The sequence below is a fragment of the Soonwooa sp. genome, from assembly GCF_032062245.1.
In the GTDB taxonomy this organism is placed as follows: domain Bacteria; phylum Bacteroidota; class Bacteroidia; order Flavobacteriales; family Weeksellaceae; genus Soonwooa.
Genome location: NZ_DAMBQF010000037.1, coordinates 1 through 20,600, shown reverse-complemented (window position 1 = coordinate 20,600; position 20,600 = coordinate 1). Strand labels below are relative to the sequence as shown.

Annotated in this window: 21 protein-coding genes; 8 read left to right on the top strand and 13 right to left on the bottom strand. The window is 33.7% G+C overall.

Translation table 11 applies throughout. The features are described from left to right. The first annotated feature begins 69 nt into the window (after positions 1-69). Positions 70-654: a hypothetical protein gene (locus RT037_RS12805; RefSeq protein WP_313031994.1), complete on the top strand. Its 585-nt coding sequence runs from the start codon at positions 70-72 to the stop codon at positions 652-654. Positions 655-751: 97 nt separating this feature from the next. Further along, on the top strand, positions 752-994 hold the full coding sequence (locus tag RT037_RS12800; RefSeq protein ID WP_313031993.1) for a T9SS type A sorting domain-containing protein: 243 nt from the start codon (positions 752-754) through the stop codon (positions 992-994). A gap of 120 nt (positions 995-1,114) precedes the next feature. On the opposite strand, the gene RT037_RS12795 is transcribed toward RT037_RS12800, so the two are convergent. From RT037_RS12795 to RT037_RS12780, 4 genes are all read right to left on the bottom strand, one after another. Continuing rightward, positions 1,115-1,621: a hypothetical protein gene (locus RT037_RS12795; RefSeq protein ID WP_312324169.1), complete on the bottom strand. Its 507-nt coding sequence runs from the start codon at positions 1,619-1,621 to the stop codon at positions 1,115-1,117. 92 nt (positions 1,622-1,713) lie between these two features. Beyond that, on the bottom strand, positions 1,714-3,351 hold the full coding sequence (gene pafA / locus RT037_RS12790) for an alkaline phosphatase PafA (protein WP_313031987.1): 1,638 nt from the start codon (positions 3,349-3,351) through the stop codon (positions 1,714-1,716). A gap of 107 nt (positions 3,352-3,458) precedes the next feature. Beyond that, a complete protein-coding gene (locus RT037_RS12785; protein WP_313031985.1) occupies positions 3,459-5,591 on the bottom strand; it encodes an outer membrane beta-barrel family protein in 2,133 nt (710 codons plus the stop codon). Between the two features lie 168 nt (positions 5,592-5,759). Next, positions 5,760-6,686: a malate dehydrogenase gene (locus tag RT037_RS12780; RefSeq protein ID WP_312323872.1), complete on the bottom strand. Its 927-nt coding sequence runs from the start codon at positions 6,684-6,686 to the stop codon at positions 5,760-5,762. Positions 6,687-6,882: 196 nt separating this feature from the next. On the opposite strand from RT037_RS12780, the gene pfkA reads away from it, so the two are divergent. Together pfkA and gap are read left to right on the top strand one after the other, a co-directional pair. Continuing rightward, positions 6,883-7,869: a 6-phosphofructokinase gene (gene pfkA, locus RT037_RS12775; protein ID WP_312323870.1), complete on the top strand. Its 987-nt coding sequence runs from the start codon at positions 6,883-6,885 to the stop codon at positions 7,867-7,869. A 58-nt stretch (positions 7,870-7,927) separates the two neighbouring features. Next, entirely contained in the window at positions 7,928-8,932 is a 1,005-nt protein-coding gene (gene gap, locus RT037_RS12770; protein ID WP_079667904.1) for a type I glyceraldehyde-3-phosphate dehydrogenase, read from the top strand. Between the two features lie 226 nt (positions 8,933-9,158). On the opposite strand, the gene RT037_RS12765 is transcribed toward gap, so the two are convergent. Then, positions 9,159-9,911 carry a DUF3575 domain-containing protein gene (locus tag RT037_RS12765; protein ID WP_313031979.1) on the bottom strand — a complete coding sequence of 251 codons (753 nt, stop codon included), beginning with the start codon at positions 9,909-9,911 and terminating at the stop codon, positions 9,159-9,161. A 378-nt stretch (positions 9,912-10,289) separates the two neighbouring features. Here RT037_RS12765 and recA point away from each other — a divergent pair, with 378 nt between their 5' ends. Next, positions 10,290-11,291 carry a recombinase RecA gene (gene recA / locus RT037_RS12760; RefSeq protein ID WP_313031977.1) on the top strand — a complete coding sequence of 334 codons (1,002 nt, stop codon included), beginning with the start codon at positions 10,290-10,292 and terminating at the stop codon, positions 11,289-11,291. Between the two features lie 334 nt (positions 11,292-11,625). Here the strand turns inward: recA and RT037_RS12755 are convergent, their stop codons facing one another. The 8 genes from RT037_RS12755 to RT037_RS12720 all read right to left on the bottom strand — a co-directional run bounded on the left by RT037_RS12755 (position 11,626) and on the right by RT037_RS12720 (position 18,366). Then, positions 11,626-11,805, bottom strand: a complete 180-nt coding sequence (locus RT037_RS12755; protein ID WP_312323655.1) for a hypothetical protein — start codon at positions 11,803-11,805, stop codon at positions 11,626-11,628. Between the two features lie 15 nt (positions 11,806-11,820). Further along, positions 11,821-12,033 carry a hypothetical protein gene (locus tag RT037_RS12750; RefSeq protein WP_313031975.1) on the bottom strand — a complete coding sequence of 71 codons (213 nt, stop codon included), beginning with the start codon at positions 12,031-12,033 and terminating at the stop codon, positions 11,821-11,823. 47 nt (positions 12,034-12,080) lie between these two features. Then, positions 12,081-12,377 (bottom strand): MGMT family protein, encoded by a 297-nt coding sequence (locus tag RT037_RS12745; RefSeq protein ID WP_312323657.1) that lies wholly within the window; start codon positions 12,375-12,377, stop codon positions 12,081-12,083. Positions 12,378-12,451: 74 nt separating this feature from the next. After that, the gene (locus tag RT037_RS12740; protein WP_313031972.1) at positions 12,452-14,890 is read right to left on the bottom strand and encodes a thiamine pyrophosphate-dependent enzyme; all 2,439 of its coding nucleotides are present in this window, start codon (positions 14,888-14,890) and stop codon (positions 12,452-12,454) included. A 243-nt stretch (positions 14,891-15,133) separates the two neighbouring features. Continuing rightward, a complete protein-coding gene (locus RT037_RS12735) occupies positions 15,134-15,514 on the bottom strand; it encodes a GreA/GreB family elongation factor (RefSeq protein WP_313031969.1) in 381 nt (126 codons plus the stop codon). A gap of 410 nt (positions 15,515-15,924) precedes the next feature. After that, on the bottom strand, positions 15,925-16,347 hold the full coding sequence (locus RT037_RS12730) for a hypothetical protein (RefSeq protein ID WP_313031965.1): 423 nt from the start codon (positions 16,345-16,347) through the stop codon (positions 15,925-15,927). 39 nt (positions 16,348-16,386) lie between these two features. Next, positions 16,387-16,527, bottom strand: coding sequence for a hypothetical protein (locus RT037_RS12725; protein WP_313031963.1), 141 nt, complete (start codon positions 16,525-16,527; stop codon positions 16,387-16,389). A 1,011-nt stretch (positions 16,528-17,538) separates the two neighbouring features. Beyond that, positions 17,539-18,366 carry a TolC family protein gene (locus RT037_RS12720; protein WP_313031962.1) on the bottom strand — a complete coding sequence of 276 codons (828 nt, stop codon included), beginning with the start codon at positions 18,364-18,366 and terminating at the stop codon, positions 17,539-17,541. A gap of 98 nt (positions 18,367-18,464) precedes the next feature. Between RT037_RS12720 and RT037_RS12715 the strand changes: the two genes are divergently transcribed. From RT037_RS12715 to RT037_RS12705, 3 genes are all read left to right on the top strand, one after another. Then, on the top strand, positions 18,465-19,400 hold the full coding sequence (locus tag RT037_RS12715) for a putative sulfate exporter family transporter (RefSeq protein WP_313031961.1): 936 nt from the start codon (positions 18,465-18,467) through the stop codon (positions 19,398-19,400). Between the two features lie 80 nt (positions 19,401-19,480). Beyond that, on the top strand, positions 19,481-20,074 hold the full coding sequence (locus RT037_RS12710) for a DUF1801 domain-containing protein (RefSeq protein WP_313031959.1): 594 nt from the start codon (positions 19,481-19,483) through the stop codon (positions 20,072-20,074). A gap of 50 nt (positions 20,075-20,124) precedes the next feature. Beyond that, complete coding sequence (locus tag RT037_RS12705) at positions 20,125-20,538, top strand: SRPBCC domain-containing protein (protein WP_312324009.1); 414 nt, start codon at positions 20,125-20,127, stop codon at positions 20,536-20,538. Positions 20,539-20,600: the final 62 nt, after the last annotated feature.

Genomic DNA, 20,600 nt, shown 5'->3' with positions numbered 1-20,600 from the left:
AATTTCAAACGAAAAAACTATATTTACAAACTGTCAAAAAAGTAGTCCACTTACCGGTGTCCAAGAGGAATGGTTGGTCTTAATAAAGTTAATACCGATTACCCTAATGACCAAATTAGTATTGCTGTACATAATAATGATCCTATGCTTGTAAGTGCTTATGATGGAGGTGCAGCATTTAGTGGTTTTCCAGGTATGAATGTTGACAGAGAATTAAAAGGAGTAGACCCAGGTCCAAGTGGTATTAATGGTTTTGTAACTTCAAGAAAAAATATTCCAACACCAGTTAAACTAAGCGGAGACTATTCAATCTCTGGGACTCAACTTACAGCTAATGTAAATGGCCAATTCTTTATTAATAACCCAAATACAAACTTTAAGTTGGCAGTAGTTGTGACCGAAGATGGTGTAAAAGGAACAGCAGCGGGTTACGCACAGAAAAACTATTATGCAGGCGCTGGTAATGGAGCAATGGGAGGTTTCGAAAATCTACCAGAAACAGTACCAGCGGCACAAATGATTTATGATCCCGTTGGTAGAGCTCTTCTAAGTGGATATCAGGGGCAAGACGGGTCAGTCCCTGCTGAGTTACTGTTGTTCTACTACCAGCTACTCATTCAACTATACAATTCCAGCAAGATTTGTTGCAGATAACATCCATGCTGTTGTTCTTTTAATTGATTCAAATGATGGTACTATTGTTAATGCTGCAAAACTTACCCAAACTCTTGATGTTAATAATATTTCTAAAATGGGAGAAAGCACAACAATTTATCCAAACCCAGCAAAATCAGATTTCAATATCAAACTTGCTGATGACGGTAAATATTCTGTAAAAATCTACGATATGACAGGACGAGAAGTTAAGAATCTTGGTGAAGTAAAATCTAACTCTAAAAACATCAATGTTCCTATTAACCTAAATGCTGGTAAATATCTTGTAAACATCACTAAAGACGGTGTATCTTTCACAAAAGATCTTTTAGTTAAATAATATTTTAAATTTAATACTAAAAAAGGGAAAGCCATTGCTTTCCCTTTTTTAAATTGAATATATTACACAAAAAAAACCGAAGAACAATCTTCGGTTTCATTTATTTAAAAACTAAAAATATTATTTAGCTTTTGCGCTTTCTAAAGTTTTGTTATAAGCATCTTTGACATCACCAGCTGCTTTTTTAGTAGCATCTTTAGTGTCTTGTGCCGCTTTGTTAACATCAGCTTTAACATCTTGAGCTGCTGTTTTAAGATCAGCTTTCGCATCTTTTGCAGCTTCGTTAGTTTTGTCAACAGCGTTGTTTACACCATCTTTAACATCTTGCGCTGCAGAGTTAACCGCTGCTTTTGTTTTATCCCAAGCTGAGTTAGCATCTGCTAAAGCTTTTCTAGCAGTTTCTTCTGCTGCTTTATCACCTTTTTTGATAGCCGCATCTAGATCAGCCTGCGCTTTATCAACTTTAGCTTTAGCCTCAGTTTCGCTAAGTACAGTCGTTTCTTCAGTATGTACAACTGCTACTGTATCTGTACCACCATCTGTTGTTACTACAGTGCTGTTTTCTTTTTTACATGACACAACTACAGTTAATAATACAGCTGATGCTGCGAATAAAATCTTTTTCATAGGTTTAAAATTTGATATTTTTTTTTAAAGTTTAATTGTTATTTAACTGCAACTTATTAGAAAATATTGTACCAAACATAAAATTTTTAAAACTATTTTCCTAAAACTTCAACAATTGGTTGTCCAATGTTGCCGCTAGGGTTTTCAATTTTTAAAATCTGAGCCAAAGTCGGCGCAATATCTGTCATATAATAAGGACGGTTGCTTTCGCCGTTTTTAACTTTCCAACCCATAAACATTAACGGAATATGCGCATCGTAAGAATTCCAAACCGAGTGTGTTGTTCCTTTTTTTGCATAATAAGCCAAATAACCATCTTTGGTCACCATTTGGATATCGCCACTTCGCTTCCAGTTATAACCATTAATAGTTCTCGTCTTGATTGGTTCTGGGATTGGCGACTCTCCTATCTCTGTCATGTCAACCGCATATAAAATTTCAGGTAATTTTTTTAAACTTGAAATAATGTATTTTTTGATGTCTTCAGAATCTAGATTTTTTTCAGAAATCATTTTATCATTCGTATAAACTTGGTAATTATCTACAGCCAAAACTAAATTAGCAACACCAAATTTCTTTTCCAAATCTGCATTTAAAGATTTTTCTAAACCTTCTCCAAAGAAGCCAGTCGGCATTTTTTTTTCTTCAAGAAAACCAACAGAATGCGCCCCACCATGATCCGCAGACAAGAATACTAAAAAGTTATCCTTCCCTACTTTTTTGTCCAACATTTTGAAAAAGTTTCCCAAATCCTTATCCAATCTTAAATAAGTATCTTCAATCTCGATAGAATTTGGTCCAAAAGCATGTCCAACATAATCTGTAGATGCGATATTAATAGCTAAAAAATCGGTGATATCGTCCGCACCCAATTGATAACCATCAACAGTTGCTTCTGCAAATTTTAATGTATAAGTATTTCCGAAAGGTGTCATTCTTAAAACGCCTTTCTTTTTTTCGTAGTCTGTCGCTAAATTATTGTACGGAAAAACTGGTTTGGTTGCGGAACCAAGGAGACTTTCCCAAGGTACATCATCTCTGGTACTTTCGGTATATTGGTTAATTGGCAGTAAAGTATTCCAACCTTTAGAAACCAATTCGGATGCATAATTTTTAGAATTAAAATCCTTCACCCAACTTGGCAAATCTTGCATGTAATAAGTACTTGTGATAAAATTACCAGTCGTCTCATCAAACCAAAAAGCACCAGTAGGATTATGTCCAGCTGGCAAAATAGATGCTCTATCTTTTAATGAAACACCAACAACTTTCGATTGAAAATTAGTTGCAATCCCCAACTGATCCGTGATTGTCGTGCTCCATAAATTTCGTGGAGAATGTGCACCAATTTTGTCAGAAGTTGTCCCAACACCTTTGTAAGCAGCATCTGTTGTACAATACACACTTTTCCCAGTTTCTTTATCGGTCCAATCGTTACCCGCAATACCATGAATTGAAGGCACCGAACCCGTATAGATACTTGTATGACCAATCGCCGTAACGGTCGGCAAGTACGGAATCATAACATTGTTAAAAGAATAACCTTGTTTCAACATTCTTTTGAAACCATCTTCACCAAATTTGTCATGATAACGGTAAAGATAATCCCAACGCATTTGGTCAATTACCAGTCCTACAACCAATTTTGGACGCTCCAACTTTGTTTGAGCGAAAGATTGAAAAATTCCTAAAAATGCAATTGCAGCAGCAATTCCTACACGTTTTAACATATCATTTACTTTTAAGTGATACAAAGCTAAGTTAGATTTTTAAAACATGAAAATTAATTTATCTTAAATAAAAAAACCTTCCAAAATCATTGAAAGGTTTTCTATTATTATTTTCCGCCACCTTGGTTTTTCTCAACATCAGTTTTGGTATTTTCTTTTACTTTTTGATTTCCGAAACGTTTGGTGATCGTTAACGAAGCGCCGTACCAGTCGGAAGTATTTATGTTTCTAAATGTTCCCGCTTGACTGTAAGTCGTCCTGTCAAATACTGGTCGCAAGAAAATATTATTTAATTGTAAACTTGTTTCTAAACCAATTTTATCAAAGATTTTGGTCACAGATAGATTATGGAATACGTTGGTAGTATTCCCAATCGAGTTTCCGTTATTGTTTCTGTAGACGCCAGCCCATCCAGAAATATTGATGTTCTTATCAAACAAATTGGTGTAGGTGAAGTTGGCAGAACCAGAGAAATTGGTGATGTAATCTTTCGTATTTAGATTGTTTCTATGGTTGAAATCACTGTTATCTTGGTAGTTGATACCAACTGTGACATTAACATTAAATTTATTTTTAAAGAAAGTTTGGTTAGTATTCAAGTTAACCGAATAACGCTCGGATTTTCCAAGAAAATTATTTGGAAATGAGACCAACTTATTACCTTCTGGGATATAATCTGTCCAATAATCTTGATTCGTAAAACTATAACCTAATGACAAGAAATACTTTTTATAAACACCAAATTTCATTGTAAAACGATGATTTGGATTTGGAACTAAATCCATATTTCCGCGATAGAAATTCCCCTCACTTGTTGGCAACTCGAAAGGATTAAACTCCGAATACCAAGGTCTCCAAATGCTGTAATTATACGATGTTGACACATTAAAATTAGGACTTACCGTATATTTTATCAATGCATTTGGCATGAGTTTTCCGTAAGATTCATCCCTTTTGATGTCGTCATTTTCTTGATGCAATTTGTAGGTCATATACTCGTAACGAAACCCAAAACGTACATCCAATTTTTCAAAAAATTTCGTGCTATAATTGGCATAGACCGCATTGAGATTATCTTTGTAACTAAATCTATTTTTCAAAATATTCGACGAATAACCGAAATAATCTATCGGCATATAATTGTTATTAAAATCGAATTTAACACCAGTTTCTAAAGTGTTATTTGTAGAGCCTAAATTCTGCGTGTAATCTAATTTCACGTAATAATTTCGCATCTGTGTATCTTCGAAAACGCGCGTATATTCTGGTGTCGCAAGATCAGATTGATTACGCAAATAATGTCTATCGCCACGATCACCGTTGTAATTAAAACCTACATTAACATCAAAAATCCTGTTTTTTTCTTTATCATAATATTTATAAAAAAGATTGGAATTTAACACCAAATATTTCGAGGCTTCATTTTGATTTATTGAATACGTGTTAAAAGGATTTCCGTTTTTGAAAACACTTCCGACACTATTATTTTCGGAATCACTTTTATTTTGAAAATACTCGAAAATAACACCAATGTTATTTTTATCGTTTAATTCTAATTCCGATGTCGAAGATACCGACGGCATTTTTCCGTGATAGACAGATTGCATATCGATTAATCTTTGTTCGTTATCTTGAAAAAGATTGTTTTCAGTTTTTAATGACGAAACATTAGTATTATCGTTATAACTACCCGTTATCGTTTGTGTAAAATTCTTTTTGTGATAATTAAGATTAAGATTAGAATATTGACTATTCTTAGTATTTTGAGTATTAGTAAAAGCTACACTTCCTTTAATACCTTCGTCTTCACGTTTTTTAAGAACGATATTAATAACTTGTCCTGTGGTTTCGTATCTTGAAGATGGATTGGTGATTACCTCGATTTTCATCAAATTATCGGCAGGAAGTGATTTAAGATATTCTTTAAGTTCTTTTCCTGTAAAAACAGACTTTCTATCGTTGATATAGACTGTTACATTTTCACCTTCAGATTTTACAACATCATTGTTATCGATGCTCACCAAAGGCGTCATGCGAAGGACATCCCAAGTCGTATTACCAGCAAGAATAGAACTGTCTGCCACATTGAAAACCGTTCTGTCAACCTTGGTCTCAACCGTTGGTTTTTTCGCAACAATAGTTACAGCTTCTATGTTTTCGGATTTGATGGTATCTTGCTTTACTTGAGCTATGAAAAAGTTGGAACAAAGTAAAACAGCGCTGGTAATAATTAGCTTCATATTTTGTTTTTCAATAAGACAACCAGAACCAGCAACTTGTTACATAAGAATCAAAAAACATCACTAAATATTTAGTTTAATACTGAAAATCAATTCAATAAATTTAGTTTTAAACAAAAAAAAGACGTATCATAATGATACGCCTTAATATTTTGAAGATAGAAATTCTTAGAACTTCAAATCACCATTAACTTCTCTTACAGCTTGTGCAGCTTCAGCAAATTTTGCTTTTTCAGCATCTGTTAATGTAATGTCAACGATTTTTTCAACACCGTTAGCACCGATAATCGCAGGAACACCAAGACAAATGTCTGACTGTCCGTACTCACCATCTAACATTAATGAACAAGGAATCATTTTCTTTTGGTCGCAAAGGATAGATTGTACCAATACAGATACAGCCGCACCTGGCGCATACCAAGCAGAAGTTCCTAACAATTTAGTTAATGTCGCACCACCAACTTTAGTTTCTTCAGTAACGTAAGCAACTTGCTCATCGTTAAGGAATTCAGTTACTGGCACACCATTTCTTGTTGCTTTGCTAACTAATGGAAGCATCCCTGTATCTGAGTGTGCTGCGATAACCATACCGTCAACATCAGAAATTGGACATTCTAAAGCCTCTGCCAATCTGTATTTGAAACGTGCAGAATCTAATGCACCTCCCATACCGATGATTCTTTCTTTAGGAAGACCAGAAGTTTTGTGTACTAAATAAGCTATTGTATCCATTGGGTTAGACACCACAATAATAATAACGTCAGGAGAATGTTTTACCAAATTAGCTGTAACTTCTTTAACGATACCAGCATTAATACCGATAAGTTCTTCTCTTGTCATCCCTGGTTTTCTAGGGATACCAGATGTGATAACCGCTACTTTTGACCCAGCAGTTTTGCTATAATCACCAGTTGTACCAGTAATTTTTGTATCAAAAGCGTTAAGAGATGCACATTGCATTAAGTCCATAGCTTTACCTTCCGCAAAACCTTCTTTAATGTCAACTAATACTACTTCTGATGCGAAGTTTTTCATCGCGATGTACTCTGCACAACTTGCACCTACGGCACCTGCGCCAACAACAGTTACTTTCATTTATTTTTATATTTAATAATTGTTAAAATTAATGCTTGTAAATATAATAAAGATTAGGCACATAGAAAAAATTTGAAAACCTAAAAATTATCATTTCTTCATATTTTTAAACGTGATTAAAATCAAATTTTAATAATTGTTTATTATTCAAAGAAATACCTATTTTTTTGTAAATTTGCGTACTAATTTTTAGACAATGTCAAATCAAAACATAAAAACAGTCGCTGTTTTAACGTCGGGAGGTGATGCACCTGGGATGAATGCTGCTATCCGTGCGGTTGTAAGAACTGCTAATATCCTTGGTCTAGAGTGTTATGGTGTCCGCGAAGGTTACAACGGTCTTATCCATGGTGATTTTACCAAAATGGGACCGCGATCTGTTAAAAACATTATTAATGAAGGCGGTACTATTCTAAAGTCTGCCCGTTCATCAGAATTTAAAACAGCAGAAGGTCGGGCCAAAGCTTTTGAAAATTGTAAAAAACACAATATTGATGCCTTAGTTTGTATCGGTGGAGACGGAAGTTTTACAGGCGCTAAAGTTTTTAATGAAGAGTTTGGACTTCCAGTAATTGGTGTTCCTGGGACAATTGATAATGATATTTTTGGTACAGACAACACTATAGGTTACGATACAGCACTTAACACTGCGATGGAAGCTATTGACAAAATTAGAGATACGGCAACTTCTCATAACAGAGTGTTTTTTGTAGAAGTTATGGGACGTGATGCTGGTTTTATTGCTCTTAATAGTGGTATTGCAACTGGTGCACTAGATATTTTGATCCCTGAACAAAAAGATAGTATGGAAGAACTTTTCGGCACATTTAGAAAAGCTGAAAAAGTTGGAAAATCTTCTAGTATTGTTGTTGTTGCAGAAGGCGAAAAACTTGGTAACATTTATGATTTAGCAAAAGCGACTAAAGATGAATTCCCGAATTTTGATATTCGTGTAGCAGTTTTGGGACACATCCAACGCGGTGGTTCTCCAAGTTGTGCAGATCGTGTATTGGCTAGTAAAATGGGTTATGGTGCCGTAATGGGACTTGTAGAAGGTAAAAGCAAAGTGATGGTTGGGGTTAAGTCTAATCGATTGATATACACGCCTATTGAAGAAGCGATTAAAAAGCATAACGAAATAGACAAAGACTTGCTAAAGATTTCTGAGATATTAGCAATGTAGTTCATTAAAAATTTTGTAATTTTAGAAACAATATATTATCAAATTTAAAAAGTAAAATATGTCAACAATTAAAGTAGGAATTAACGGATTCGGTAGAATCGGACGTTTAGTTTTCAGAGCAATGGCTGAAAGAAGCAACATCGAAGTAGTAGGTATTAACGACCTTATCGATGCAGAATACATGGCTTACATGCTAAAGTACGATTCAGTTCACGGTGCTTTCAACGGTGAAGTATCTGTACAAGGTAACAACCTTGTTGTAAACGGTAAAACTATCCGTATTACTGCTGAAAGAGATCCTAACAATCTAAAATGGAACGAAATTGGCGCTGAGTACATTGTAGAATCTACAGGTCTATTCTTATCTGCTGATACAGCTAACGCGCACATCAACGCTGGTGCTAAGAAAGTTGTTCTTTCTGCGCCTTCTAAAGATGATACGCCAATGTTTGTAATGGGTGTTAACCACAAAGAGCTTACTGACGATATCAAAATCTTCTCTAACGCTTCTTGTACAACTAACTGTCTTGCGCCATTAGCAAAAGTAATCCACGATAACTTCGGAATCGTTGAAGGTCTTATGACAACTGTACACGCTACAACTGCAACTCAAAAAACAGTTGATGGTCCATCAGCTAAAGACTGGAGAGGTGGTAGATCTGCTCTTAACAACATTATCCCTTCTTCTACTGGTGCTGCAAAAGCTGTAGGAAAAGTTATTCCTTCTCTTAATGGTAAATTGACTGGTATGTCTTTCCGTGTACCAACGGCTGACGTTTCTGTAGTAGATTTAACAGTAAGATTAGAAAAAGCAACTTCTTATGATGAGATTTCTGCTGCTATCAAAGCTGCTTCTGAAGGTGAACTAAAAGGTATTCTTGGTTACACTGAAGATCTAGTAGTTTCTCAAGATTTCGTTGGAGATAAGAGAACTTCAATCTTTGATAAAGATGCTGGTATTATGCTATCGCCTAACTTTGTTAAGTTAGTGTCTTGGTATGATAACGAAATGGGTTACTCTAACAAGTTAACAGATTTATTAGTTCATTCAGCTTCTTTGTAAGTCAATAACTAATATTAAAAATAGAAACTCTCCTACTTTGGAGAGTTTTTTTGTTTTAAATTTTAAATAATTGCTCTAACACTAATTGTTCGACCATTATTAAAAAAAATTTAATTTAAATATAAAAGTCCTTCGACTTAGCCAAAGGAGTTCATGAAAGAATAAAAAATACTGAAACATTCCAGTAAAAAAACTATGAAAAACTAACCTATAAAGGTATTATGATTTAAAAACGATAACCGAAAGAAAGCCCTGATCGTAAACCAGCCCAAGGCCCATCCAACTTAACGGTTCCGCCGTTGGCATTAATTTCTGTTTTGTGCTTTACAAGCGGGATTTGTAGATCATTAAGTTCATCTTGCAATTCTTTTTGTTGGTCAGGCGTTAAGGTATATTGGGTTTTGCCAACTAGATCTCCTGAAGCTGAACCATAATGTCCTCCAACAATCCAAAAGTCTAACACCCAATTATCTTGGCTCCCTAACAACCATTGTACACCAAGCATTAAACCAAAGCTATTTGCAGAGAATTTTCCGTTTAAATCTATAGGGTTATCCATCTCGGTTTGGGTTGCTTCATCATATATTACATAGTTATATCGTAATTCGTCAACCTTAATATTGGTATAACGATAATATGGAGCAAGATAAAACCCGCTATTATACTTCTCTCCAAAATAAAAACGAGGTTCTATTGTAATAGCAGTTGTACCTAATTTTACATCGCCAATTTCTTTACGATCATCCCCTTTTATGAAGGTATCCATAAACGGAACACCACCAGTTGGCATCGTCGCAAAACCAATATTCAAAGCAATGGTTTTAGAAAATGATCTTTCATATGAAACATTAATATTACGAAACGCATATGCCATTACATTTGTCTTTATTGTGTTCATCTTCTCAGCGCTACTTCTTAGATTTTGCGCTGGTAAAAGATTTGTGGCTAAAAGCCCAATAAAAATTAATTTAGTCTTCATTGTAAACTATTTAAAATATTAGTGATGATTAATTTAGTAAACTTTTGTATTTGAAATAAAACTTTATTATCTGTTCTAATTTTACAATTTTTTTTTAAAAATAATCTTGATATTTTTTATTAATTTTATTTAAAATATTTGACTAAAAGTACGTGGCATGTTAATCTGCTAAATACGAACGTTGAAATAATTTAGATTATTAAATAAAGGTGTTTTCATAATGACTAGTTTTATTATTCAAATATATTATCATCTTTAATAAAAAACATACCTAATTCTAGGTATTTTTAAAGTATTTTATTTTTGATACAATTTGTATCAAAATATAGATTCAAATACTAAAGATTTTCCGTAATTTTGAAATTATTAAAATTAACGATGAGCAATATTGACGATAAGAAGAAAGCACTCCAATTAGTGCTTGACAAACTAGATAAAACTTACGGAAAAGGTACTGTAATGACTCTTGGAGAGGATTCTGTTGACCACACAATTGAAGTTATCCCGTCAGGATCTTTAGGTCTTGACCTTGCTTTGGGTGTTGGTGGTTATCCTCGTGGTAGAATTATTGAAATCTATGGACCAGAATCTTCAGGTAAAACAACCTTGACACTTCATGCCATTGCTGAAGCTCAAAAACAAGGCGGTATTGCTGCATTTATTGATGCAGAACATGCTTTTGACAGAACTTATGCTGGCAAACTAGGTATTGACCTTGACAATTTAATTATTTCTCAGCCGGATAACGGAGAACAAGCTTTAGAAATTGCTGATAACCTAATCCGTTCGGGCGCTATTGACATTGTGGTTATCGACTCGGTTGCTGCCTTAACACCAAAAGCCGAAATCGAGGGCGAAATGGGTGATTCTAAAATGGGATTGCATGCTAGATTGATGTCTCAAGCATTGAGAAAGTTAACAGCAACTATTAATAAAACCAAATGTACTGTAATTTTCATCAACCAGTTGAGAGAAAAAATCGGCGTTATGTTTGGAAACCCAGAAACAACAACTGGTGGTAATGCTCTTAAATTCTATGCTTCTGTAAGAGTTGACATCAGAAAAGCGAGTGCGCCAATCAAAAATGGTGACGAAGCTGTTGGTAGCCGTGTTAAAGTGAAAATTGTTAAAAACAAAGTGGCACCACCTTTCAAAATGGCAGAATTTGACATCATGTACGGCGAAGGGGTTTCTAAAGTTGGCGAAATTTTAGATCAAGGTGTTGAGCTTGGTGTTATCCAAAAAAGTGGATCTTGGTTCAGTTACGAAGGTACAAAACTTGGTCAAGGTCGTGATGCTGTTAAAGATATCATCAAAGACAATCCTGAATTAGCAGAAGAGCTGGAAACAAAAATTAAAGAAAAAATAAAAGGAGAATAATTTTATTTGAATTTTAAATTATAAACCGTTACAAAATCTTGTAGCGGTTTTTTGCTTTTAATTATACTCGTAAATTATTTTATTTAATATAAAAAACCATATCAAGACTTGGTAAGTCAATTTATTGTTTATACATTGGAGAATTCTTGTCCAGCGCAATAATGTTAAGAACAGATCCAGAATGAATTAAAAAATACACTGCATATAATTTTGCATCATTTCATTAATAAAGATTCTGGAAAGCCTCTTTCTTCGCTTCACCGTTTCCGTCTAAGAAAATTGTTCCAGTTTTACTAGATTCTTGCTTTGAAAAAACGGGTTTCCCATATTGTTCTTAAAACTTTTTAATGACAGATTTTGAAGTTTCTTGGTCAGTAATTGATAATTCGGAACAAAATATTTTCTGATCTTTTTTCGGATAGAATATCGAAAATTCTTTAAACTTCTTATTTAAATCTTCACCAAAATAAGCTACTTCTCGAGTATATGGAACAACAAATTCTTCATAATCCATATTGAGATTTGTCGTTTAGTTTTGATCCTGATAAAGACTTAAACCTGATGAATCAAAAAACTGTTTTAACATTTCATAAAAATTAATATTAGAAACATCAAAACCTTTGTAAGTCACCACTTTTTTTTTTGTTGCAACTTCTGCTTTAGGCTCTTCTTTTGTTTTTTCTGCTTTTCCATTGCAAGACATAATGCCTGTCAATAGAAGTGCATTTAATAATAATTTCATCTCTATGTTAGTATTTAATTTTGAAAAAAATTTAAAAAAGGAAAATATTATAATTCAACCAACGCATCCCAAAATAGGTTTTTAAAATCTTTGATCCTTTGATTATTAAATTCTAAACCTTCTTTTTCAAGTTTGATTTTAAATTCTGGAACAGACAAAATACCACAACTTCCTACGACACGATGCGCAGGAACATCCGCTGGACAACCTCCCATTGCACGACCAACATGACGCGAATGATTGGGATAACCAACCGCTTTTGTAATCGAACCATAAGTTGTCACACGACCTTTCGGAATAAGTCTTGTGATTTCGTAAACTTGATTTTTAAAGAGCTCGTCCACTTGTTTTTTGTTTAAATTTAAATAAAAAAGACCTAATCGCTTAGGTCTTTCAATATATTTTTTAATTCCAAATATTAGTAAATCGCTGGATATTTTGCAGGATTAACTTCATGGAACATTGCGTAGATTTTTTCTACCATATCATCCGCAGATGGCTTAGAGAAATAATCTCCATCCGTCGCATAGGCTGGACGATGATCCTCCGCCGAAATACAGATTGGTGCAGAATCTAAATATCTAAATGCATTTTGTTTTTCAATAATTTGTTGAAGAATAAATGCCGAAGTTCCGCCTTCTACATCTTCGTCGATAACAACTAGACGATTGGTTTTCTTAACACTTTCTGCAATCTCACTTGACAAGTCAAACGGAATCAAAGATTGAATATCGATAACTTCTGCGTTGATGCCTAATTTTTCAAGTTCTTTAGCCGCTTCCATCACAATTCTCCAAGTCGATCCATAAGTTACCAAAGTCACATCACTACCCTCTTTTGTCACTTCAATTTTACCGACAGGAACCGTGAATTCGCCTAAGTTATCAGGTTGTTTTTCTTTCAAACGATATCCGTTAAGACATTCTACGATAAGAGCAGGCTCGTCCGCTTGTAGCATCGTATTATAGAATCCAGCTGCTTTTGTCAAATCTCTTGGCACCAAAACATTGATACCTTTCACCAAATTGATAATACCAGCCATTGGCGAACCAGAATGCCAAATACCTTCTAATCTATGACCACGTGTTCTTATAATAACTGGCGCTTTTTGACCACCTTTCGTACGATATTGTACTGTCGCCAAATCGTCGCTCATACCTTGTAAACAATACAAAATATAATCTAAATATTGGATCTCGGCGATTGGACGAAGACCACGCATTGCTAGACCAATACCTTGACCTAAAATTGTCGCCTCACGAATACCAGTGTCAGCAATTCTCAATGCTCCATATTTTTCCTGAAGACCTTCTAGACCTTGGTTAACGTCACCAATGTTACCAGAATCTTCACCAAAAATCATGGCTTGAGGATATTTTTCAAAAATTTTATCAAAGTTATTTCTAACCACCATTCTACCATCAACCGTTTCTGAAGATTCAGAATAAATTGGTTTTACTTCTGCAATATTAGTCGCTGTCCATTCGCTTTGAGAATATAAGTGAGAAGAATAATTATCTTTTTCAACAGCGAAAAGGCTTTCGTAAGCTTGTTTCAGCACTTGTCTTTCAGCAGAATTTGTTCCTCTTGTTGCAAGTAAAGTTTGACGAATTAAATGGAAAATATCTTTTTTACCAATAGAAATCAAAACTTTGAATTTACTTACAAAATCAGAAATTTCTGAATTTTGAGAAGTCATCGCTTCAACCAAAGGTAATGCTTTATTTTTTAATTCTGTAATCGTTTTTTGATAGTTTTCCCAAGCTTGCTTTTGACCATCTTTTACAATTTTTTTAGCCTCAGCTTCAATTTGGTCAAGCTCTTCTTTAGTCGCAATAATTTGTACATCGCCTCCTTCCTCGAATTGGAAAGAATAAGTCTCGATCCACTCACGGAATTTATTTAAACAATCAAACTCAGTTTCGAAAGCAAGACGCTCTTCATTTTTGTAACGCTCGTGCGATCCTGAAGTTGAGTGACCTTGCGGCTGCGTTACTTCGATAACGTGAACAACCACTGGTATACTTTCTTGTCTTGCAAAATGCTCAGCTTTAGCGTAAGCATCCATTAAAGCAGGATAATCCCAAGCTTTAACTTGGATAATTTCGCAACCTTGGTTTTCGCCTTCTTGTCTTTGGAAACCAGAAAGCATTTCGGTGATATTTGCTTTAGCTCTTTGGTTTTTAGTTGGTACAGAAATCCCGTAGCCATCATCCCAAATCGAAACAATCATCGGAACTTGCAATGCACAAGCAGCGTTAAGTGTTTCCCAGAAATGACCTTCAGCCGTTGAAGCATCACCAATGGTTCCGAAAGCTACTTCCTTCCCAGAATTTGAGAATTTTTCAGCGCCATCGAATTTTATTTCTTTATAAAAATTAGAAGCTTGAGCCAAACCTAACAATCTCGGCATTTGCCCTGCTGTAGGCGAAATATCCGAAGAAATGTTTTTAATTTTTGTTAAATCTTTCCAACTTCCGTCTTCGTTAATAGTTCTTGTTGCATAGTGACCATTCATCTGACGACCGCCCGAAGCTGGCTCTCGATCAACATTGGTATCTGCATAAAGTTGTGCAAAAAAGCTTTCTACAGTTAGCGCATTAATCGCCAAAGCAAAAGTCTGATCTCTGTAATATCCTGAACGGAAATCGCCATTACGGAAAACATGAGCCATTGCTAATTGAGGTAATTCTTTTCCATCACCGAAAATACCAAATTTGGCTTTTCCTGTTAACACTTCTCTTCTACCCAAATAACTCATCTCACGAGAAATTCTCGCTAGCTTGTAATTTGCTAAAATATCATCCTTAAAATCTTGGAAAGAAAGTTCCTCTGTATCTATGAAAGTCTCTTGCATTTTTATACATTTTCTACAAATATAACATTTTAAATTAAATGCGAAAACAATATTTTTATTAACTTAATTTTTCTTGAATTAGAATATTTTAATTCAAAAACAATAATATTTAATAATAAATAATAAATAAAATTATTAAATTCTCAAATTAATCAAAGCATAACTGAATCTTAATAAGATTTAATAAAACAAAAAATCCTAAGTCAAGACCTAGGATTTTTATATTTTGCTTTTAATTATAAATTAAGCTTCGAAATTTTCTACGCTAAGAATTTCGATTTTTCTGACACCTGTCGGGAAAGGATATTCAATAACATCCCCCACTTTGTAACCAACAGTTGCTAGTGCCATTTCTGATAAAATTGAATATTTATTCTTCTTTGGTTTAGCCTTAGTTGATGGTACAAAAATATATTCTGTTTCGGAATTGTCGTTATGCTCTTTAATTTTCACGATTCTGTTAACCGTTACAATATCTTCTGGAAGCTCTCTTCTAAGAACTTGCTTAGCATTTTTAAGTTGATCTAACAACAAAATTTCTTCTTGTATTGTTGTTCTTTTTCTTCTTAAATGATCTTTGATTGCGTCATATATTCCGGTTGTAACTACGATAGGTTCTAACATTTTTTTAAAATTTTTAAATTGAAATTTTCAATGTATACATAACAAAATCGGGTATGCAAAATTCCTATGAGAACCTGCATACGTACAATACATTGAAATGAATAGTTGATTAAAAACGGTCATCAAATACCCCTGTCCCGATTAACGACAGGGCTTAATCGACAAACTCTTTAGAACTTCGTAGAAAGACGTCATCACGAAGATAAGACAAAGAAGCAATAAGTCTTTGGCAATGGATAACTTCATATTGAAATCTATAACTCGTCATATCTTATTCGTGAGAACTTTTCGAAATTACGATTATATTACGGCAAAAGCAAATTTCTAAAAATTTGAACATAAAAAAGCCCTTGAAACATATGTCCAAAGAGCTACTGGTAAAAAACACAAACGATGTTTGTTATAATATTTTAAAATTTTTCGCAGACCATAGTGTAGTTTACATTTGAATTACCAGCATTTCTGGCCAAAAATGTAACACGGTACATATTAGTATCTCCTGGATAAGTTATATAATATTCATCAAATGTATTATTGTTAAAATTCCCAGTTGTGTCACCAGATACCCCAATATTCTGCCAAGTATTCGCAATAGGAATCTTTACATATTGATTTGAGTTAAAGCTGCCTCTAGTTTCTGTGGTAAGTCCATTTGCTGAACTGTCTCTTTTCCGTATTCTGTTATAATAAATTCTCGTTGAAGCAGTTCTAGCAGCGGCAAGTCTTATCGGTGGTATTTCAGACGAGTTGTATCTAAACTCAAATTTTACACAAGAGACAATTGTTGCAGGATCCGGTCCCGTTTTAGACGCCGTAAATTTTTTATTAACCACATAAAGAGTTTCAATTTTATTAAGTACTTCTTGTTTTGTTCAATAATCTACGTTACCATCTGCATCTTTTATAAGAACACAATTATATGCAGGATCTGTTGTTTTATCTACTGTTGATCTTAAGCGTAAATCACCATTAACATCTAAAGTTCTTGTAGGTGTTTCTGTATTGATCCCCACTTGTGCATTTAGTACTCCAATTGTTAGTAAGAATACAAAACTTTTTATTTTTTTATAAAACATGTTGTAGATAAAATTTTTCACAAATTAAACTATAGGTTCTTGTAGACGAGGAATTATTAAAGCGTCCAAAAGTTATCCTGTAGAGATTATCCTGCTTTGGTAAAACCAAAGATAAATCCCTATCATACTGTCAGTAAAATCTATATCATCTAGATTTCTATATTTATTATAATAGTCTAACGCCTGATTGTTAACATTTTGGAATGCGACATTGGTTTTATCACATAAGAATAAGCAGATACACTAAAGTGCTTTATACCAAAAGATAAGTTAAAATTTGTTTCTCCATTACTTGTAAAAATATCAGTAGTTTTTAATTTAAATTCTGCTTTGTTACCATTAAAACGAACAATTATATCAGCACAGTTAAACTCTTTATTAGCATCCGCCGTCGTTGCATTATATATAGATCATCCGACTTCCATATTGTTTTTACCGGATTGTTGCAAAGATTTAAATAGATGATCGCAATTTACTTACACATATAATTATGTATACAACTTTATTCTTCACGTGCCTTATATTTACAATTTTAGTAGGAATTCTTACTGGGATCATTGCAACTTATTACTACTTACTAAAGAAAAAAAAAAGGATCAAAATCCACTAATTTTTACTACTATCAATCATGAAATGCCTCTTAATGCGAAATTGAAGAGAAAACGCAGCGATTTTAACGCCTCATTAACAAGATTCGTATCGACTATATTTTGAAGCAACTCAATGAAAATAAAGAATATAGACACAACAAAATCAGCTCCTTAGCCGAAGAATCAGGTTATTCGTCACATAGTAAATTTGAGACAATTTTAAGCAAGTAGTTGGCATCCCGCCTTCCCTATATATTCAGCATTTAGAAATTGGGAAAATCCCGAGAGATATTTCCAACATAAATATTGAAAATAATATTGCTGTTTTATCATAAAATTATTCGAAAACCTTTAACAATTAATTTTGTTGTATCACATCAAATTTACTATTAATAAAATTGTAATTTGCTTGTAACCAATTATTTCGAACCACGAAAAAGTTATATGCATCGATTAGACCTCCGCAGTATTTTTCTTCGGAACTTTCAAAAGAAAATTTTTGATTTTCAAAATTTTCGTTGAGAAGTCGATTCTTTTCAGTCGCGTTGGCATATCGTTCCGCAATGATATTCAAGGTTTTATAGAGTTCTGTTATCTTTTTCCGATTGTCATATTCGGTGTTGAGTTTATCCAATTTTGAAATTTCAACATTATTTTTTACTTGAAATTGCTGAAAAATTGAAATATTCAAACCTAAATTCGCTTGTTGATTTTTATTTTGCGAAAACTGATCTAAAAAATTGGAAGCAAGGTTTCCTGAATTTAAAACTTTAGAATAAAACGTTGACCATTGATATTGTCCCGAAATCGATGGTAAATAACCCAATGTAGCGATTTTTAGAGGTTGATTCGCGATTTCAATATTCTTTTGTGTTTCTGCATAAACAGGATTTTTCTTTACCAATTCTTCAATTAAATTCTCTTTCGAAATAAAAGGAAAGGCTTCTGCTTTGCTTCCATTCATCACAAAATTGATGGAATCCTGATTGATATTTAACGCCGAAAGAAGACTTATTTTTGAAATTTTGACATCATTTTGAAGCGAAATCCACTGTTCTGGAATGGTTCTAAAATTGGCTTTAATATCGTAAACATCACTTTTTGCACGACTTCCGATTTCCACTTCTTTTTCCGTTCTAGCGATTTGTTCTTTCATTCCCGAAACTTGCGGTTCTAGAACTTCCAACCAAGATTTGCTTTTTTGATACTGAAAAAACAGATTGATGATAGATTTTTACAATTAGTTTTGTAATATCATATTTTAGAAATTTGTCAAAAAAAAACATGCAAGTTTTTAAAATAAAGCATTCGTACCGAATTATCATTTTCGTCATTCTTGCAACGCTAAGTGTCAGTGGATTAATAAGTTCGCCAATTGCATTGCTATTAGGTTTAATAATGGCGATTTTTCTCGGAAATCCCTTTAAAAGCAAAGTTTCTAGTTATATTCACAAGCTTTTGCAAATTTCGATTGTTAGTTTTGGATTTGGTTTGCACCTTGATGAAGCGCTAAAAGTTGGTCAATCTGGTTTTTTATTAACGATTTCTAGTATTTCAATTATTTTTATTTTAGGATATTTTTTAGGACAAATTTTAAAAATAGAACGCCCTCTCGCCTACCTCATTTCTGCAGGAACAGCAATTTGTGGCGGCAGCGCCATTGCAGCAGTTTCTCCGATTATAAAAGCCGACCCCAAACAAATTTCTCTAGCTTTAGCCATTGTTTTTTCACTTAATTCTATTGCGTTATTTATCTATCCAAGTGTTGGACATTGGTTGATGATGACGCAGCATAACTTTGGGTTGTGGTGTGCGATTGGGATTCATGACACAAGTTCGGTGGTTGGCGCTGCAAGCAAATTTGGTGATGAAGCCTTAAAAACTGCGACAACAGTTAAGCTGGCAAGAGCATTATGGATTATTCCTGTTTCGATTTTAACAATGTTTTTATTTAAAACAAAAGGTACAAAAATTAAAATTCCGTGGTTTATAGGTTATTTTATTATTGCAATTTTATTGAGCACTTATTTTCCGATTTTTGATTCGATAAGTCCGACGATTACTAAAATTTCGAAACTTGGATTAAATTTAACCTTGTTTTTAATAGGTTCAACCTTGTCGTTAGAAGCTCTGAAATCTATTAGTTTTAAACCATTATTACTTGCGATTATCTTGTGGATTGTCATTAGTATCGGAAGTTTAATGATAATTTTAAATTAAGAACTTGTTTAAAAAATTTAGCAATAAAATATAAACATGCTCTAAAAATATCTAAATTTATCTTTCAAAAATTTTAAAAAATGTCAAAGCCAGAAAGAAATCCAAAAGTTGATGCTTACCTTGATAAAAAATCTAAATGGAGTCAAGAAATCTCGGCTTTGCGAGAATTGGTTTTGGAATTTGATGTTCAGGAGGATTTTAAATGGTATCAGCCATGCTATAAAGTTAATGGCAAGAATATCATTATCCTTGGACCTTTCAAAGATTTTTGTGTTTTGAGTTTTTTCAAAGGTGTTTTGTTGGAAGATCCTAAAAATCTATTGGAGCAAATGGGCGAAAACTCGCAATCTAGTCATGTGGTGAAAATTACAAGTCTTGACCAAATTGCTTCGCACAAAAACGAGTATCAAGATCTCATAAAACAAGCAATTAACAACGAAAAAGAAGGTAAAAAAGTGGCAATGAAAACGACTTCGGAATATGAAGTTCCGGAAGAGTTAAAACTCATGTTTAACGAAAATCCTGATTTGAAAATTGCTTTTGAAAAATTAACTCCTGGACGCCAGAGCGGTTATCTACTCCACTTTTCGGCTCCAAAACAATCTAAGACACGATTTGCAAGAATTGAGAAGTTTAATCCGAACATTCTGCAAGGTAAAGGTTTTCAAGAATAAAATGATTTTTGCATTTTCCAATAAAATTTACTAACTTTAAAGAAAAAAATATGGAAACGATAAAAATTGACATCACTATTTTGGCTCCGGCTTCCAAGGTTTGGGAATTGTATACACAATCTGCGCATATTGCAAAATGGAATGTCGTCGATAACCGATGGAAATGTGGTGCGTCGTATGTCGATTTCCGTGAAGGTGGCGAATTTAAAAATACAATGAGCTTAAAAGATGGTAGTTATTCTTTTGACTACGCTGGCACTTTTGAAAGTATTGTCCCTGGCCAAAAGATTATCTATCGTACAAAAGATGGTCGAACGGTGGTTGTCGACTTCGAAGCGATTGATCCCACGACGACGAGGATTTCTCAAGACATAGAACCTGATAAACTTAACTCTTTTGAGAGTCAACGTCAAGAATATTATAATATTCTCAATAATTTTCATAAATATGTTGAGAATCATTAAAATAGATACTATCCCTTTAAGTGTGTAAGTTAAAAAGTTAGGGCTTGGATTTTATAATCTGA

What these genes read in the sequence shown, in the direction of transcription:
- RT037_RS12710 (WP_313031959.1), top strand. Translation starts at nt 19,481, where the DNA reads ATGTCAAAGCCAGAAAGAAATCCAAAAGTTGATGCTTACCTTGATAAA.
- pfkA (WP_312323870.1), top strand. Translation starts at nt 6,883, where the DNA reads ATGTCAAATCAAAACATAAAAACAGTCGCTGTTTTAACGTCGGGAGGT.
- RT037_RS12750 (WP_313031975.1), bottom strand. Translation starts at nt 12,033, where the DNA reads ATGAAATTATTATTAAATGCACTTCTATTGACAGGCATTATGTCTTGC.
- pafA (WP_313031987.1), bottom strand. Translation starts at nt 3,351, where the DNA reads ATGTTAAAACGTGTAGGAATTGCTGCTGCAATTGCATTTTTAGGAATT.
- RT037_RS12795 (WP_312324169.1), bottom strand. Translation starts at nt 1,621, where the DNA reads ATGAAAAAGATTTTATTCGCAGCATCAGCTGTATTATTAACTGTAGTT.
- RT037_RS12755 (WP_312323655.1), bottom strand. Translation starts at nt 11,805, where the DNA reads ATGGATTATGAAGAATTTGTTGTTCCATATACTCGAGAAGTAGCTTAT.
- RT037_RS12805 (WP_313031994.1), top strand. Translation starts at nt 70, where the DNA reads ATGGTTGGTCTTAATAAAGTTAATACCGATTACCCTAATGACCAAATT.
- RT037_RS12780 (WP_312323872.1), bottom strand. Translation starts at nt 6,686, where the DNA reads ATGAAAGTAACTGTTGTTGGCGCAGGTGCCGTAGGTGCAAGTTGTGCA.
- RT037_RS12785 (WP_313031985.1), bottom strand. Translation starts at nt 5,591, where the DNA reads ATGAAGCTAATTATTACCAGCGCTGTTTTACTTTGTTCCAACTTTTTC.
- recA (WP_313031977.1), top strand. Translation starts at nt 10,290, where the DNA reads ATGAGCAATATTGACGATAAGAAGAAAGCACTCCAATTAGTGCTTGAC.
- RT037_RS12715 (WP_313031961.1), top strand. Translation starts at nt 18,465, where the DNA reads ATGCAAGTTTTTAAAATAAAGCATTCGTACCGAATTATCATTTTCGTC.
- RT037_RS12705 (WP_312324009.1), top strand. Translation starts at nt 20,125, where the DNA reads ATGGAAACGATAAAAATTGACATCACTATTTTGGCTCCGGCTTCCAAG.
- RT037_RS12740 (WP_313031972.1), bottom strand. Translation starts at nt 14,890, where the DNA reads ATGCAAGAGACTTTCATAGATACAGAGGAACTTTCTTTCCAAGATTTT.
- gap (WP_079667904.1), top strand. Translation starts at nt 7,928, where the DNA reads ATGTCAACAATTAAAGTAGGAATTAACGGATTCGGTAGAATCGGACGT.
- RT037_RS12735 (WP_313031969.1), bottom strand. Translation starts at nt 15,514, where the DNA reads ATGTTAGAACCTATCGTAGTTACAACCGGAATATATGACGCAATCAAA.
- RT037_RS12765 (WP_313031979.1), bottom strand. Translation starts at nt 9,911, where the DNA reads ATGAAGACTAAATTAATTTTTATTGGGCTTTTAGCCACAAATCTTTTA.
- RT037_RS12800 (WP_313031993.1), top strand. Translation starts at nt 752, where the DNA reads ATGGGAGAAAGCACAACAATTTATCCAAACCCAGCAAAATCAGATTTC.